Source organism: Pseudomonas sp. BO3-4, assembly GCF_034044115.1.
Lineage (GTDB): Bacteria > Pseudomonadota > Gammaproteobacteria > Pseudomonadales > Pseudomonadaceae > Aquipseudomonas > Aquipseudomonas alloputida.
Window position 1 is genome coordinate 2,423,940 of record NZ_CP139018.1, and the last position, 14,855, is coordinate 2,438,794.

Sequence of the window (14,855 nt, forward strand, 5' to 3'; positions counted from 1 at the left end):
AAATTTGCAATGGACTGTACGCGTGGAAAAATTCTACGGAATACAATACTTGAGAGGCATCGCAGCTGGGCTAGTTATCATCTACCATTCCATGGTGATGATTGCTGTAGCACCATACTTCGATAACCCGGTGGGTGATTTTGGCGTAGATATATTCTTTGTCATATCCGGTTTCGTAATGTGGGTAACCACAGAAGGTAAGAATAAAGGTATAAGAGAGTTTTGGGTTTCGCGGATATTGAGAGTGGCGCCTTTATACTGGTTGTTCACCTTTGTGCTTGTCGCTGCTGCGCTATTAATGCCAAGCTTGTTTTTCAACTCTCGCGGAGTCGATCCAGTATTCCTGCTTAAGTCACTATTTTTCATTCCCGCCCAAAACCCCGATGTTGGTGATATCACACCTGTATACACCATTGGGTGGACCCTAACATATGAGATGTTCTTTTACGCGATATTCGGTCTCTCCTTAGCATTGCAAAACCTAAGAATGAAGCTTTTGTTCATAGCTGCAGTTATAGTTACGCTTGCTATCGTTGGCTCTGCTTTGGCTCCAGAAGGTCCATTGGGCAAAACCTACACAAGCCCGATCATCATTGAATTTCTGCTTGGCGTCTTGCTAGGGGTCACCAGGCAGCGCTGGGTAAGTATCGGGTTGTTGCCGACAATCCTATTGGTTGGCACTAGTAGTGTGGCGTTAGTATTAGCTGATTTCACCATATTCACTCGGTCTTTAGTATATGGCGTCCCGGCGTTTTTCTTGGTTGCAGGATTTGTTTCGGTTGAGAAGTACATTCGGTCAAATATTAATAAACTCGCTCTGTTGTTTGGGGAGGCATCTTATTCACTGTATTTGTCGCATCCGATTTCTCAACGAATCTGGTATGTGCTATTTGTAACGACTTTTGGGCAGATAACCAGCCTTGCGATGGCAGTCTGGTATGCGGTAGGCGCCGTGACTGCTGGCTTGCTAGGCGGAATTGTATGCTACCTTCTTGTAGAAAGATATCTGCTGAAGCTGGCAAAAATTATTTCACGCTCATCCCTTAATGCCGGTCCTGTTATTGAAGTGCAGCGCTAGAGTGATCACGCCATTAGGCTGCTTGCTAGTTTATTCTTTGAAGCAGCCTAATCTTAGCTCTGGAGGTTTCACTCTTGAATGGGGCTTCAACGTTGGTTGCTCACCAAACCTTTCAATATCATTCCTGCTTGGAGCTTAGGAATGGATGAGCGGACTTTCATCGGGATGGTCGAGGCAGGCGAGCCGCTGATTCAGCAGGCGATCGACGCCATGCGCCGTTACCACGTGGCTCAGGACTATGGCGCGCCGACGGAGGAGATCGAGCGGTTGCGCCTACTGGCCGAGTCGCTATTCCAGGTTGTGTCCGACTACCAGCTCCGCGTCATCGCCAAGGCCCGAGGCAAGGATTTGCCACCTCTTCACTGATCCGCTGATCGGCAATTGCCCGCGACGGATCCCGCCTATACGATACTGTTTATCCATACAGTATTGGTGCCCTATGTACTTCCTCCTCGTTCGCCGCCGTGTGAATGGCGTGGCCATCCCTACGAACCAGCTCGGCAAGATCACACCCATCCGGGCCGACATCCACATCGGCGATCACCACAGCGAGCCGCTGGGCCGGGTATCGACACAGGCCTGGGTGTTCAACCCTTCGCCTGGTCCGGACATCATCCCGCGGCTGCACGACGCCAAGGTCAACGGCATGGCCCAGCTCGGGATCAACATCAACGGGGTGGAGGAGGTCGACGGCGTGCTCTACGCGCAGTCCTGGTGGTGCAGGGCAGAATGATGGAGGGGATACCGAAAGCTTGGTTGGATGAGCTGAACGACCAGTTCTCTCTGGTAACCGATCCAGATGGGCGCGCCGCTGTGCTGGATGAAATGGCCTATGCCGCTCACCGCCGGCGTGAAGTGAGTTCGGAGAACCTGGTCGATATGCTGGAGCTGTCCGAGGCCGCTCGTTACTGGGCGCTGATGGAGTTCGAAGAGGCCTATCACATCGGCCTGTTCAAATACGAATCGTGGGAGGGGATAGGGAGTGATGAGCCGGGCCGGATCATCGTTGGTAGAGCGCCAGGGTGGGGGTGCTGATGCTGTCTAAAACTGCTCGAAAGCTTCTCGGTTTTACTGGGTGAAAGTCGCTGAAACTGGACGAACCATATTAGACAGGTCGGATGCGCAGGCCGCTTGTGGCGCGGCCTAAGCGTCGAATCTCACGATACTGCTGCAGTACTGGGTTCAGCATGCAAAGCTTCATGTTTCTCGTATCCCTCTGCAGCGCGGATAAGTTGAGCACCCTTTGAAAGTACTACCGGAGTATCGCCCTTTCTTTGCGGTTCGGATGCGCATCGTGCTACCACAGAGTGGACAAAGGCCCAGTTCACCCCATTTTTCACGAGAAGGCCTGTTAACAGCGATGGAAGTGGGCTCGAGCGGCGGCGTACCTGCCGAGGGCCGAGGAGTCAGTGATACCGACTTACTCCCGATGGGACCAGGCTTGCGACCGAATAATTTGCTGAAGCCCCATATGGCTCCCCAAACAGCAGCAATAAATAGCAGCACGCCCATTCCACCTGAGCCACTCCCTCGACCGCCCCCACGCGATCGTCCGCCGCCCCGCCCACCACCTCGAGCGGCCGCTCGGTCACTTACCAAAGCCACGGTCAACAATAGGAGCGCGCGGCGCGAGAACTCATTTCGATCCATCGTGAGATACCAAGCTGATATTGGCTAAGCGCCATCATCTTAGATTGGCCCCCACTCCCGCAATGTAGAAAGTGTCCGGCAGACCTCACCGTTTCGGGCGATAGCTGGGGTGGCTGAAAATCAATTCCGCAACTGACTCCATACCCCTTGATTTTCTTGGCTTACAGCGTGATTAAAATTGCTTGAATGCGGAATCGAAATGTCTGTAAGTTACTGAAAAAAAAGGAAATGCAGCTCGGATTGCAAATCCGTCTACGCCGGTTCGATTCCGACCTCGGCCTCCACCATTCGAAAGCCCCGCAGATTAACGTCTGCGGGGTTTTTCTTTATGGGTCCAAAAACGCCACGAGTTCGGTAACTTTTGGCATGGAGTTCCGAAATCTCTTGGCCAACCTTGAGTCGCGGTCCTGCGCGATCAGGGCCGGCGTGCTGGGGGTCATTATGTCTAGTCAAACACTGAGCGCAGCTGCTTGAGCTCTTAGATGTTGGTGGAGGACCAGCTTGCGCTCGTCGTGCTGTTGTTCGGTCATTTCGTGGTTCTTGCGTGCAGGCGCCGCCCTTGCCGGGAACGCGTTATCGTTGAATTAGAGGTGATATGCTTCGCCGCTTACCAAACAGGGAGGGTGGTAATGAAACTGCGGGAGAGGCACAAGGCGTTTCAGGAATGGTTCACGCCGAGGCGGCGTAGGCGAGCGGGCGGAACCTTACTCGCCATCTGGGCTGTCGGCATCTTCATCTACCCTGGCCAGCACTGGATCTATGTATTGACGCCAGGAGTCATGTGGTTCTTCAGCGCTTGGCCGCCCGAGTTTCACGACAAGCGTTGAGTCTTTGGCGGGGCTGCTGAATAGCCGATTGTCCGATTCAGCTCACAGATGAGTCAGACGAATTTGCGTAAAACTGCACGTTCGCTATGGTGGCAATAAACCACCTGACTACAACTAAAGTCGTAGGAGCGCCTCATGAGAATACGCGGTGATGTTTTCTGGGCCTGGGCTGACCCGACGCTTCATCACCGAACTCACGACGAGACACTCGACGATGGGACATACATTGATGTTCAGACGCGGCTGTCGCGGACAGGCAAAACGCAGATGTTCATCGGGGTGTACGCCCCTGGTGGCATGGCTATCCTTGAAGAGGCCTTCGATTCTCGCCCTGGCGAGTCGATGACCCGGGCGCTGGCGTGGGGCGTTGGCCGGGCCCGACGTGTCGCCGCTGAAGGTGCGCCTGCTGCGGGCTTTATGGCTGCCTCGAAATAGCGGCCAGGCGCGCAGCGCCGGAGGTCGACCACCGGCGACTTACTGTCATCAGCGAAGACGCAGTGCATGAAATCCCTGCGTCGCCACACTTCCAGCTATCCGACAGAGTGGGCATCATCAGCCTGGCCCGTCATCCTCGCTGGCCTGCGCCCTCACTTTTGGATTTTTTCATCAAGGAGCCGTTGACATAGCGCACCGTGTTTTCCAAGGCCTGCGTCATGTCGGGATGGGTAAACGCGTACTTGCGCTCCAATTGCCTGCTGTTACCCATGTCGAAGCGCTGTGTCTGAATAAAGTTCAAGGACTCGGCGCTGATCGCCAGTCGGGTCGCCATTCCCGGAATTGTCAATATCGACCTGAGCAACCCTATGGGTATATGGCGGCGGGGTGCCTTGACCTTTAGCGTGTCTGCGATCTGCACAAGCATTCCCTGCAAGTTTGGTGTTCGCTCATACAGCGCCAGCACTTGCCGGTTGGCCATGGCGGGGTCGAACGCCACGCAAGTTATCATGTTCACCAGATAATCGACGCTGACCAATGGCAACCAGTGACTGGCGGAACCGGGAACAGCTTTGAACCGGCCTTGTGCCAGATTGCGAATGAGTTCGGCAAGCGGTTGTCCGTCCAGGATATGCCCGTTCTCGCTGTGGCCGCACACCGTAGCAGGGTGAACAATCGTGTAATCCGCATCTGCGTCTTGCATATAGCGGATGACTGCAAAATGGGACTCGAGTTTGCTGCCTTCGTAGCCGCCTACACGGGCGTAGACCGCCGGCCAGTTTGTGTTTTCAGGGCACTGAATATCAACCCCGATACGGGCAAGGTGGTTGAGGTTTTGCAGCATGAAGCCGCCTACCATGAGCAATCGGATACGCTGGCTGGCCGCAAGCCTGGCCACGCTCAGAGCACCTTGGACATTGACTGTGCGGGCGCGCTCCGGTGTCAGCCCCCAGGAAAATTGCGCCGCGAGATGGAAAAATACAGCGGCCGAAGTGACGCGTTCTTTGTCTGCTTCGCTGAGGCCAAGCCCCTCCTGGCTGATATCGCCTTCAACGGCATGGAGATACTCCGGGTTACCCCCCAGTTGGCCTACCTGCTCCTTGAGGCGTTCGATGTTACCGGGGCAGCGCATCAGCACCCAGGTCTTGTGCCCTTGCGCAGTAAGAGCGGCCAGCAAATGTTGCCCCACAAAGCCGCTGCCGCCGGTGACAAAGCATTCCACACTCATGTTTGAACCCTTGTTTGGATAATGGGCGCAGGCTAAGGTGTAGAGCCTGCTCTACAGTCAAGGGTTTTTAACGTGAATATTGGAGAGTTGGAGCGCCGGAGTGGGCTCAGCCGCCATGCATTGCGCTATTACGAACAGCTCGGGCTTATCGAGCCACACCGACAAGCCAACAACTATCGCAGTTACAGTGAACAGACCGTAGCTGACTTGGCCTTCATACAGAGCGCCCAGGGCGGGGGCTTTTCACTTGCTGAGATTAGGGACATTCTTGTGGCCAGGCGGGGAAACACGATCGATTGCGCGCAAGGCGCCGTCTTGGTCGCCGCCAAGATGGCCGAGATTCAAACGAAGATCACCACGCTACAGGCCGCTTATGTTTTTCTGGACGCGGAGCGCGCCAAGCTTGAAGCCAGTGCTATTGCCAACGGGCAGATAATGCCTTGAAGTCCTGTCCATGACCCTTTTCGATCGAGCGTCAGCCTTCAGGTAAGGTGACACCGCAGATAAATTCCTGCGTCCCCAAGCGGTGCGAGCCGAATTCCACCACGTAGCCGTCTCCTCTGCGCTGCGCCTCTGCCATGGCCGTTTTCTGGTCGGCATAAACGTCGACAAAATGCCATGGATGTCGGTCTCTCAGGACCCCCCATCCGATGACCCAGCCTTCCCGCGAAGGGTCTGGCGGCAGGTTCTTCGCCAAGCTTCGAATGGACATACCGATCTCCTCATATGCACAGGCTCGCCCTTGCAGGTTGAGCACTTTTCTTGAACCACACCTCGCGGGCGCCGGTCTTCAGCATGAAGGATGAGTGATAATTCCAGGTTTCCTCTTCAAATATTGAAATGTTCGCAGTCTAGGGTTGAACTCAAGCCAATTCCACCATCGAGGGAGTCAGGAAATGGATTATTCCAGCATGGTTGAATCGTTGGACAAGATGCTGAAAGCAACGGCTGCAGCCAAGGCCTGCCTGCAGCCGTCAGATACAGAGCGTCAACCACACCTCCGTAGCCATTCGTCCGCGACGTCACCCATGGTTGATGGGGTGCCACTCTTGATCCAAAGCATGAATCCTCGGTCGAACTTGAATGCCGCGCCGCACTCGCTGAGCAGAAACTGACGAACCTTCTGCGTGTTGCGGTAATGCTTGTCCAGTGGAGTCGTACGGCTAATCGGCCCGGCGTGCCAGTCGACGGTCATGGTCTGTTCCTTTGACAATTGAGAAGGCAAAAAGCCCGTAGAGGGTCATCTACGGGCTTTGCTGTGGTTCCACATGACCAGGCTCGGACTGTCAGCCTTCGAACTGTATCACCATCCGGCCTTTGATCTTGCCCTCCAGCATCTCGTCAAAGATCTGGTTGATATCCTCGATCGGTCGCAGCGTTACCTTGGGCACCACTTTGCCTTCAGCGGCAAACTGGAAGGCTTCCTGCAGGTCCTGGCGTGTACCTACCAGCGAGCCCACCACTTCGATCCCATCAAGCACCAGGCGGGGAATATTCAGGTCCATGGACTCCGACGGAAGCCCGACGGCCACCAGTCGCCCGCCAGCGCGCAAGGCATCGACAGCCGAGTTGAACGCGCCTTTGGCAACGGCAGTAACGACGGCAGCATGTGCACCGCCGGTTTTAGCCTGGATGACCTTCGCGGCATCTTCGTTGAGCGGGTTGACCACCAGGTCCGCGCCCATCTCGCTGGCGAAGCGCAGTTGCTCTTCGTTGACGTCGATGGCGATGACTTTGGCGTTGAACACATTCTTGGCATATTGCAGGGCCAGGTTGCCCAGGCCGCCGAGGCCGTAGATCGCGACCCATTGGCCGGGGCGGACGTTGGAGATCTTCACTGCCTTGTAGGTCGTGACGCCGGCGCAGGTGATGCTGCTGGCGGCAGCGGAGTCGAGGCCGTCGGGCACTTTAACCGAGTAGTCGGCCTTGACGATGCAGGCCTCGGCCATGCCGCCGTCCACGGTGTAACCGGAATTCTTCACGTCGCGGCACAGGGTCTCGTTGCCGCTGTTGCAATATTCGCAATGTCCGCAACCCTGGTAGAACCAGGCAACGCTGGCACGGTCGCCTGGCTTGAGCGAGGTGACGCCCGGGCCAACTTCCTGAACCACGCCAATACCTTCGTGGCCCAGTACTACACCGGTCTTGTCACCAAAGTCGCCATTTTTCACGTGCAGGTCGGTGTGGCACACACCGCAGCACTGCATCTTCAGCAGCGCTTCGCCGTGTTCGAGAGGGCGCAGGGTTTTCTCTACCACGTCCACGCGACGGCCTGGTGCAACGACAGCAGCTTTCATGAGAGCCTCCGTGTCTATCCGATATGAGCTTGGGTTATCGCTGGGACAGCATAGACCTCGTCTGGGCAGGCAAAACTGCTTCAGGTCATGGTCATGGTGGGCGCTTCCACAAAATACCTGCGTATGCCTGACTGGCCTTTGCGGAAAAAAGAAAAGCCCGCGGCAAGGATGCGGCGGGCTGCAAGAACATACGGAGCAGGGCCAGTGTGCCCATCCGGATGTCGACATTTCGTGAAGGTCAGGTCATGAGGCTGTCATCATCTGCAACGAAGTGCGCAGGGTCATAAAAAAGCCCGCCATGGAAGGCGGGCAAAAGACGTTTGAAGGGAGAGCCTGCAGGTTGCGCCGGTCCGGTTAACCCAGGATTAAGCGACCACGCATTGACCCCGCACCCTGATCAGCCTATACAGGCCTGCCATTATCCCAGGAGCCAGCATGCGCGACGAAGACGACCTGCACGAACCCGAGCACGATCACCTGCTTGACCACGAATTTCTCTACGACGACGTGGAGCACGAGGCAGATGCCCAAGGCGCCGAGGATGAAGTGGAGGAAGACGAGGAAACGCTGGATGACCTCGATGACGAAGAGCGCGATCACCCAGCCTGGTTCGACGACTGCGACGACTGACTCAGCGACCATCCACCGAGAACCGCCCGGGCCCGCTTACCGCCAGCAACAGCAGGCCGCCCATGATGCTGAGGTTTTTCAGAAACTGAGTCATGTTGGCGCTGCGCTCGGGGTCGACCATGTTCCAGAACGGGTGGCCCAGCAGCGCCGTGCCCAGTACGAACAGCGCAAAAAGAAAGGCCAATGGCCGCGTGTAGAAACCGAGGATCAACAGGATTGCGACGACGAACTCCATGATGACGGCGATCCCTGCTGCCAGCATCGGGGCAGGGGCGCCGAGCGAGGTCATGTAGCCTACCGTGCCATCGAAGCCGGTCAGCTTGGCCCAGCCAGACAAGACGAAGAGGACCATCAGCAGTACGCGGGCGAACAGGATAATGATGTCGCGTTGACCATCGAACAGGGAGTAGCGCATGGCGGCGTTCCAGTGGACGGGGACAAGCTCCACTTTAGCAGCTACGCCAGACATTGCTGCCAGGCAGCAAAAAGGCGCCGCAGGGGCGCCTTTTCAACGAAGTTTGGTGCGAGTGGCGGGACTCGAACCCGCAAGGCTCACGCCGACAGATTTTAAGTCTGCTGTGTATACCAATTCCACCACACTCGCACGTTTGAAGGGGTCGCAACGACCAGCTCGCTTCTAAGCAGAAGGGCTTCGCAATCAAGCGCGCTTTATAACCCATTGTTATAGTTGAGTCAACTGCAGCACCTATGATCAACAGATAGAAGAGGCGATCGAACGGGCAATTGACACCTTGCTGTCGTTACGCCACTGTTGCCCATGATTGGATCCAAGCGTGTTCCGCAATGACATGGGGCCGAGTTGGCGACGGTGTGGTGCGTCCACGGTTATTCTGGCGGCTGTTGTTCGCGCAGGTGCTCGTGTTGGCCTCTGCCGGCGGTGGTATGATCATGCGGCTCAGCCTGTGATTGCTGAAAGAGGCCATGCCGCGGCGCATCAGCCCGGCGCTGGTCGAGCCGGACCGCTGACAGCCTGTAGTCGTTCAGCTGTCTACTGGCAGACACTCCAGGCTACGTTCATTTTCTCCCTCCTGCTGTGCCAGTGGAGTTTGCATGGTTTCAGCCGACTGCCTCGACGCTTCCCTCATGCCCGCCCATCGTTATGAACAGCTGGTTCAGTCGGTGGTGGATTATGCCATCTACATGCTCGACCCTTCCGGCCATGTGGTGTCTTGGAACGCAGGCGCGCAACGGATCAAGGGTTACCGTAGGGATGAAGTGATCGGCAAGCATTTTTCGTTGTTCTTCACCCCACAGGATTGTGCGCAGGGCCGCCCCGAGTGCCTGCTGCGTCAGGCGCTGGAGCAGGGTGTGGCGCAGGACGAAGGCTGGCGGGTGCGCAAGGACGGCACGCAGTTCTGGGCCTTGGCGGCACTGGATGTGATCCGTGATGAGAATGGCCAGATCATTGGCCTGGCCAAGGTGACACGTGATATCACTGACCGTCGCGAGACGGCGCAGCAGCTCGACGCAGTGCGCGCCCAGCTGTTCCAGGCGCAGAAGCTTGAAGCCCTCGGCCAGTTGACCGGTGGTCTGGCGCACGACTTCAACAACATGTTGACCATTATCATCAGCTCGGCGCGCCTGGCGCTGGCCACCCAGGACCCGGCACGCACCCAGCGCATGTTGCAGCACATCCTCGATGCCAGCCAGCGTGGCACCGAACTGACCCAGCAACTGCTCAGTTTTGCCCGTCACCGCAAGTTCGATGTGGCCAGCGTTGCCCCGGCAGAGCTGGTTAACGCTACGCGTGGCCTGCTTGAACATGCATTGCCAGGCTCAATTGACTTGAAGGTGTTGCTGCAACCGGACCTGCCGCGGATCGAGGTGGATGCCGGGCAACTGCAGATGGTGTTGCTCAACCTGTTGTTCAATGCCCGTGATGCCATCGACGGGCATGGCCGCATCAGCCTGACTGTCGATGTGGTCGAGTTGTTCGGCGAAGTTGAAGGGCTGAAGGGCAGCTTCGTGCGCTTCGAGGTGGAAGACAACGGCGCAGGCATACCCACAGAGGTACTGCCGCGTATCTTCGAGCCGTTTTTCACCACCAAGCCTTTCGGCAAGGGTACCGGCCTGGGGCTTAGCCAGGTCTATGGTTTCGCCCGGCAAAGTGGTGGTGCCATTTGTGTCGACAGCGAGCCTGGCCGGGGAACTTGCATGCGACTGTACTTGCCAATGTATCAGGACCAGACGGATAGCCCACTCGACAGGTAGACAACATGGCACAGGCACTGAAGCGGCTGGTAACGGGGATCGACGGGCTCGACGCGTTGCTCAAGGGTGGCCTGATAGCTGGCGCCTCCTACATTATCCAGGGGCCGCCGGGGGCCGGTAAGACCATCCTCGCCAATCAGCTGGCCTGCGGCCACGTGCGTGGCGGTGGTCGGGTGCTGGTGGCCACCTTGCTGAGCGAGTCGCATGAACGCTTGTTCCAGTACCTGTCCACGCTGGACTTCTTCGACCCGGCGCTGGTCGGTGACAAGATCCAGTTCGTCAGCGCCTTTGATACCCTTGAGCAGGACGGGCTGGATGCGGTGGTGCGGTTGCTGCGCCAGGAAATTGCCCGGCAACAGGCCAGCCTGCTGATCGTCGACGGTGTGCTCAATGCCCGGGTACGCGCGGAAACCGCGCTGGACACCAAGAAGTTCGTTTCTGAGCTGCAGGGGCATGCGGCCTTCGCCGGTTGCACCGTACTGTTGCTGACCAGTGCCCGGCTGGACGAGGGCAGCCCGGAACACACCATGGTCGATGGCGTGATCGAACTGGGTGAGCAACTGGTGGGCAGCCGCGCCGTGCGCCACGTCCAGTTGCGCAAGACCCGCGGCAGTGGTGCGTTGTCGGGGCGTCACGAATGCCTTATCGATGAGTCCGGCATGCAGGTCTATCCTCGCCTGGAAGCGTTGTTCAGCCACCCTAGCCAGTTGGGCAGCGGCACCTTGGCGCGTATCAGCAGCGGTGTCCCAACCTTCGATGAAATGCTTGGCGGTGGCTTGGCCACCGGGTCAGTCAGCCTCTTGATGGGGCCTTCGGGGATTGGCAAGACGTCATTGGGCCTGGCCTTTCTGGGTGCCAGCACGCCGCAGGCGCCGGGGTTGCATTTCGGTTTTTACGAAACGCCCGAACGCCTGCGCAGCAAGGCCGCTTCGCTCGGCTACGATTTTGCCGCGATGGAGCAGGGCGGTAGCTTGCAGCTGTGCTGGCAGCCGACCACCGAGGGCTTGCTGGACCAGGTTGGCGCGCGGCTACTGGAGCGTGTAGCGGCGCAGGGCAGCAAGCGCGTGGTGATCGACAGCCTTGGCGCATTCAGCCGCCTGGCTATTGACCCGACGCGGCTGAATGCGTTTTTCCGCGCGCTGGCGGGTGAGTTGCGCGCGCGCGATGTCAGCGTGGTCCTGACCTGGGAGATGCGCGACATTTTCGGCGCGGAAATCAGCGCCCCCGCGCCGGACCTGTCGAGTATCGTCGACAACCTTATGCTGATGCGCTTTGTCGAACTGGACTCGCAACTGCGGCGCATGCTGTCGGTCCTCAAGGTGCGTGACAGCCACCATGACCCGGCCTTGCACGAGCTGCTGATCGGGCCGCAAGGCATTACCTTGCGCAAGGCATTCGAAGGTGCCTGCGGTGTGCTTTCGGGAACGCCGACGCCGCAGGGGAGCGGGTGACGGACGAGCCGATGAACACCATCCTGATTGTCGATGACGAGTACCTGATCGCCGATATCCTCGGTTTTGCCCTGGAGGACGAAGGTTTCGTGGTGGAAAAGGCGAGCAATGGCTGCAAAGCACTGGAGGCGTTGAAGGAAAAACGCGTGCAGCTGGTGATTACTGACTACATGATGCCGCTACTCAACGGTGAGGAGTTGGCACGTGCCATACGCCAGGACCCGGCGTTAAGCGAGTTGCCGGTCATCCTCATGAGCGGCGCACAGGCCAGCCAAGGATGCCCGGCCCTGTTTGCCGCAATATTCGACAAGCCGTTCGACATGGATGAGATGATCGCCACGGTGCATCAGTTGATGGGCACCTGAGGCTGGCGGTCGAGCGCATCCATGCCCCTCGGGTGGCGCTAGTGTGAGTCTTCGTGTTTCTCCGGAGCCGGGTTGCCGGCCTGGATGCGTTTGAAGATCTCTTCTCGATGGACCTGAACATCTTTCGGTGCATCGATACCGATTCTCACCTGCATCCCTTTGACGCCCAGAATGGTGACTTTGATGTCATCGTTGATGACGATGCTTTCGCCAACCTTACGGGTGAGTATCAGCATGTAATTCTCCTTGGTGATGTAAAAGTCCGCAGGGCTAGTTGCCGCTGCGGCGGGAGCTTGTCCCTCTTCCTTCTCATTAAAGACGCTTTCGGCGGATAGTAATTCCCCGAAAGACAAATTCTGTTGCGTGTCTTCAGTTGCAGGTGCCAAAGCAAACCGTCAACGGTTTGTCGGCCAAGGTGCTCGCTGGCAAGAATAGGGGGCTTGGCGACTAATGGGAAATTTCTTCGCATCATGGACTGAATAGACAAGCTCAATGGTCCTCCTGTTCCTCGAGTGCCTGAAGAAACAGCAGCAAGGCCACTTCCTCCGGGTCCAGGCCTTTGCGCACACGGTTTTTCGGTAAATTGGCCAGGCGCCCCAAGGCATAGTGCTCCAGGACTGCCGGGTGGATGTAACAGCGCCGGCACACGGCCGGTGTATTGCCCAGGCGTGTGGCCACCTGGCGGACTATCGCGGCCACCTGGCGTTTGGCTTCACTTTCCGGCTCCCAGGCCAAGGGCTTCAGCAGGTTTAATGCCAGGCTGCTGCCGGCCCAGGTGCGATAATCCTTGGCGGTGAAGTCGGCGCCGGTCAGTTGCTGCAGAAACTGATTGACCTCGCTGGAGCCGACACTATGGCGCTGGCCATCTTCATCCAGGTATTGAAACAGCGCCTGCCCAGGCAGTTCCAAGCAGCGTTTGAGCAGGTTGGCCAAGCGCCGGTCGTTGAGGGTGACATTGTGTTCGACGCCGCGCTTGCCGCGGAACTGGAAGCGGATAGTGCTGCCTTTGACCTGCACATGGCGATTGCGCAGGGTGGTCAACCCGTACGACCGGTTATCGCGCAGGTAGCGCTGGTTGCCAATGCGGATCAGGGTGTGATCCAGCAGGCTCACCACCAGTGCCATGACCTTTTCCCGGTCCAGCCCTGGCCGCGCCAGGTGGGCTTCCAGCTGTGTGCGCAGCTTTGGCAGGGCCTGGGCGAACGCAAGCATGCGCCCATACTTGTGCTGGTCGCGCAGTTCGCGCCACTGCGCGTGGTAGCGGTACTGCTTGCGGCCGCGGGCATCGCGGCCGGTGGCTTGCAGGTGGCCTTGCGGGTCGGCGCAGATCCACACATCCGTGTAGGCCGGGGGAATCACCAGTGCGGCGATGCGCGAGAGGGTGTCGCTGTCACGTACCCGTTGGCCATCGGCATCCAGATAGATGAAACGGTCGCGCCAGCGCCGACGGGTCAGGCCCGGCTGACTGTCGTCAACGTAATGCAGGGTGCGCGGCAGGGGGCAGTCAAGCATGGGCAGCAGGCCTCGATCAGGTCACTGATCAATGGACAATACGCGCGCTAAGGATGCTCAACCCAAAAGGGCCACCGACTTGATCTGGGCGAACAGTATCTGCCCTGTGTGCAAGCCGAGCTGGTCTGCCGAGAAGCGGGTGATGCGTGCAAGCAGGGCATTGCCGCCAGCATCCAGGCTGACCAGCACATGCGCCGGGTTAGCCGCCGGACGGCTTTCGCGCACACGCACCGGCAGGCGGTTGAGGATGCTCGATGCGCTGTCCGCCGCCAGGGCCAGGCTGACATCCCGGGCCTGAACCTTGACGCGCAGGGTGCTGCCCATCACCTGCGCCGCGTGGGTGATGCGCAGCAGCGGCCCGTCGCTGCCGGGCAGGCGCAGGTCAAGCAGGCCGTAGTGCGGGTCGTGCCCTACCACCTTACCCTCGAACACGACGCCGGCGTCGTCGCCCTGGGCCAGCGACAGGTCAAGGCGAGCCAGGGTTTCGCCGATCGGGCCGCTGGCGATCGCCTGGCCTTGTTCCAGCAACACCAGGTGGTCGGCCAGCCGCGCGACTTCATCCTGGGCGTGGCTGACATATATCAGGGGGATGTCCAGTTCGTCGTGCAGGCGCTCCAGGAAGGGCAGTATCTCGCGCTTGCGCGGGCCGTCGAGGGCTGCCAGCGGCTCGTCCATCAACAACAGCCGCGGGCTGCTGAGCAGGGCGCGGGCAATACCTACCCGCTGCGCCTCGCCACCCGACAGGGTTGCCGGGCGGCGCTCCAGCAAGTGGCCGATACCCAGCAGTTGGCACGCCTGGTCGAGGCTGACCTTGCGTTCAGCGGGCGCTACCCGGCGCCAGCCGAATGTCAGGTTGCCGCGCACCGACAGGTGCGGGAACAGGCTGGCTTCCTGGAACACGTAGCCCACCGGGCGCAGGTGCGGTGCCTGGAAGTAGCCACGGTTGCTGTCTTCCCAGACTTCGCCGTTGACCTCGATATAGGCGCTGGCGGCCCGTTCCAGCCCGGCCAGGCAGCGCAGGCAGCTGGTCTTGCCGGAGCCAGAGTGGCCGAACAGCGCGCTGATGCCGCGCCCGGGCAGGTGCAGGTTGACGTCCAGGGTGAAGTCGTCGCGCGCCAGTTTCAGGCGCGCCACAATCGATGCGGTCATT

19 protein-coding genes and 1 tRNA gene are annotated in these 14,855 nt (G+C 58.6%); 10 read left to right on the plus strand and 10 right to left on the minus strand.

Annotation, left to right across the window (positions count from 1 at the left end; all coding sequences use genetic code 11):
- The first annotated feature begins 22 nt into the window (after window positions 1–22).
- The 4 genes from REH59_RS11210 (at window position 23) to REH59_RS11225 (ending at window position 2,113) form a co-directional block, all read left to right on the plus strand.
- A complete protein-coding gene (locus REH59_RS11210) occupies window positions 23–1,078 on the plus strand; it encodes an acyltransferase family protein (protein ID WP_128573618.1) in 1,056 nt (351 codons plus the stop codon).
- Window positions 1,079–1,219: 141 nt separating this feature from the next.
- A complete protein-coding gene (locus REH59_RS11215; RefSeq protein ID WP_014859847.1) occupies window positions 1,220–1,444 on the plus strand; it encodes a hypothetical protein in 225 nt (74 codons plus the stop codon).
- A 73-nt stretch (window positions 1,445–1,517) separates the two neighbouring features.
- On the plus strand, window positions 1,518–1,811 hold the full coding sequence (locus REH59_RS11220) for a hypothetical protein (RefSeq protein ID WP_012052974.1): 294 nt from the start codon (window positions 1,518–1,520) through the stop codon (window positions 1,809–1,811).
- Entirely contained in the window at window positions 1,808–2,113 is a 306-nt protein-coding gene (locus REH59_RS11225; RefSeq protein ID WP_014859848.1) for a hypothetical protein, read from the plus strand. The genes REH59_RS11220 and REH59_RS11225 overlap by 4 nt, the downstream gene beginning before the upstream one ends.
- A 162-nt stretch (window positions 2,114–2,275) precedes the next feature.
- On the opposite strand, the gene REH59_RS28760 is transcribed toward REH59_RS11225, so the two are convergent.
- Window positions 2,276–2,728 (minus strand): topoisomerase DNA-binding C4 zinc finger domain-containing protein, encoded by a 453-nt coding sequence (locus tag REH59_RS28760; RefSeq protein WP_128573619.1) that lies wholly within the window; start codon window positions 2,726–2,728, stop codon window positions 2,276–2,278.
- Window positions 2,729–3,690: 962 nt separating this feature from the next.
- Between REH59_RS28760 and REH59_RS11230 the strand changes: the two genes are divergently transcribed.
- Complete coding sequence (locus tag REH59_RS11230; RefSeq protein ID WP_012051896.1) at window positions 3,691–3,990, plus strand: hypothetical protein; 300 nt, start codon at window positions 3,691–3,693, stop codon at window positions 3,988–3,990.
- Window positions 3,991–4,120: 130 nt separating this feature from the next.
- Here REH59_RS11230 and REH59_RS11235 read toward each other — a convergent pair whose 3' ends face one another.
- Window positions 4,121–5,218 (minus strand): SDR family oxidoreductase, encoded by a 1,098-nt coding sequence (locus REH59_RS11235; protein WP_014859850.1) that lies wholly within the window; start codon window positions 5,216–5,218, stop codon window positions 4,121–4,123.
- A 72-nt stretch (window positions 5,219–5,290) separates the two neighbouring features.
- Between REH59_RS11235 and REH59_RS11240 the strand changes: the two genes are divergently transcribed.
- On the plus strand, window positions 5,291–5,662 hold the full coding sequence (locus tag REH59_RS11240) for a MerR family transcriptional regulator (RefSeq protein ID WP_003250937.1): 372 nt from the start codon (window positions 5,291–5,293) through the stop codon (window positions 5,660–5,662).
- A gap of 31 nt (window positions 5,663–5,693) precedes the next feature.
- On the opposite strand, the gene REH59_RS11245 is transcribed toward REH59_RS11240, so the two are convergent.
- The 3 genes from REH59_RS11245 to adhP form a co-directional block, all read right to left on the minus strand.
- Window positions 5,694–5,930: a hypothetical protein gene (locus REH59_RS11245; protein WP_047603475.1), complete on the minus strand. Its 237-nt coding sequence runs from the start codon at window positions 5,928–5,930 to the stop codon at window positions 5,694–5,696.
- Window positions 5,931–6,206: 276 nt separating this feature from the next.
- A complete protein-coding gene (locus REH59_RS11250; protein WP_014859852.1) occupies window positions 6,207–6,413 on the minus strand; it encodes a DUF6434 domain-containing protein in 207 nt (68 codons plus the stop codon).
- A gap of 91 nt (window positions 6,414–6,504) precedes the next feature.
- Window positions 6,505–7,515 (minus strand): alcohol dehydrogenase AdhP, encoded by a 1,011-nt coding sequence (adhP, locus tag REH59_RS11255; RefSeq protein WP_003250933.1) that lies wholly within the window; start codon window positions 7,513–7,515, stop codon window positions 6,505–6,507.
- A 435-nt stretch (window positions 7,516–7,950) separates the two neighbouring features.
- Here adhP and REH59_RS11260 point away from each other — a divergent pair, with 435 nt between their 5' ends.
- Window positions 7,951–8,145: a hypothetical protein gene (locus REH59_RS11260; protein WP_014859853.1), complete on the plus strand. Its 195-nt coding sequence runs from the start codon at window positions 7,951–7,953 to the stop codon at window positions 8,143–8,145.
- A gap of 1 nt (window position 8,146) precedes the next feature.
- On the opposite strand, the gene REH59_RS11265 is transcribed toward REH59_RS11260, so the two are convergent.
- Window positions 8,147–8,560: a DoxX family protein gene (locus REH59_RS11265; protein ID WP_014859854.1), complete on the minus strand. Its 414-nt coding sequence runs from the start codon at window positions 8,558–8,560 to the stop codon at window positions 8,147–8,149.
- Window positions 8,561–8,664: 104 nt separating this feature from the next.
- A tRNA-Leu gene (locus REH59_RS11270) sits at window positions 8,665–8,749 on the minus strand.
- A 467-nt stretch (window positions 8,750–9,216) separates the two neighbouring features.
- Here REH59_RS11270 and REH59_RS11275 point away from each other — a divergent pair.
- The 3 genes from REH59_RS11275 to REH59_RS11285 are packed head-to-tail and all read left to right on the plus strand — an operon-like array spanning window position 9,217 to window position 12,193.
- Entirely contained in the window at window positions 9,217–10,377 is a 1,161-nt protein-coding gene (locus tag REH59_RS11275; RefSeq protein WP_014859855.1) for a two-component system sensor histidine kinase NtrB, read from the plus strand.
- Between the two features lie 5 nt (window positions 10,378–10,382).
- Window positions 10,383–11,828 (plus strand): ATPase domain-containing protein, encoded by a 1,446-nt coding sequence (locus REH59_RS11280; protein ID WP_003250928.1) that lies wholly within the window; start codon window positions 10,383–10,385, stop codon window positions 11,826–11,828.
- An 11-nt stretch (window positions 11,829–11,839) separates the two neighbouring features.
- The gene (locus REH59_RS11285; protein ID WP_003250927.1) at window positions 11,840–12,193 is read left to right on the plus strand and encodes a response regulator; all 354 of its coding nucleotides are present in this window, start codon (window positions 11,840–11,842) and stop codon (window positions 12,191–12,193) included.
- 38 nt (window positions 12,194–12,231) lie between these two features.
- Here the strand turns inward: REH59_RS11285 and csrA are convergent, their stop codons facing one another.
- From csrA to modC, 3 genes are all read right to left on the minus strand, one after another.
- A complete protein-coding gene (csrA, locus tag REH59_RS11290; RefSeq protein WP_003250926.1) occupies window positions 12,232–12,429 on the minus strand; it encodes a carbon storage regulator CsrA in 198 nt (65 codons plus the stop codon).
- A gap of 253 nt (window positions 12,430–12,682) precedes the next feature.
- A complete protein-coding gene (locus tag REH59_RS11295; protein WP_014859856.1) occupies window positions 12,683–13,705 on the minus strand; it encodes a DNA topoisomerase IB in 1,023 nt (340 codons plus the stop codon).
- A 57-nt stretch (window positions 13,706–13,762) separates the two neighbouring features.
- Window positions 13,763–14,854, minus strand: a complete 1,092-nt coding sequence (modC, locus tag REH59_RS11300; RefSeq protein ID WP_014859857.1) for a molybdenum ABC transporter ATP-binding protein — start codon at window positions 14,852–14,854, stop codon at window positions 13,763–13,765.
- Window position 14,855: the final 1 nt, after the last annotated feature.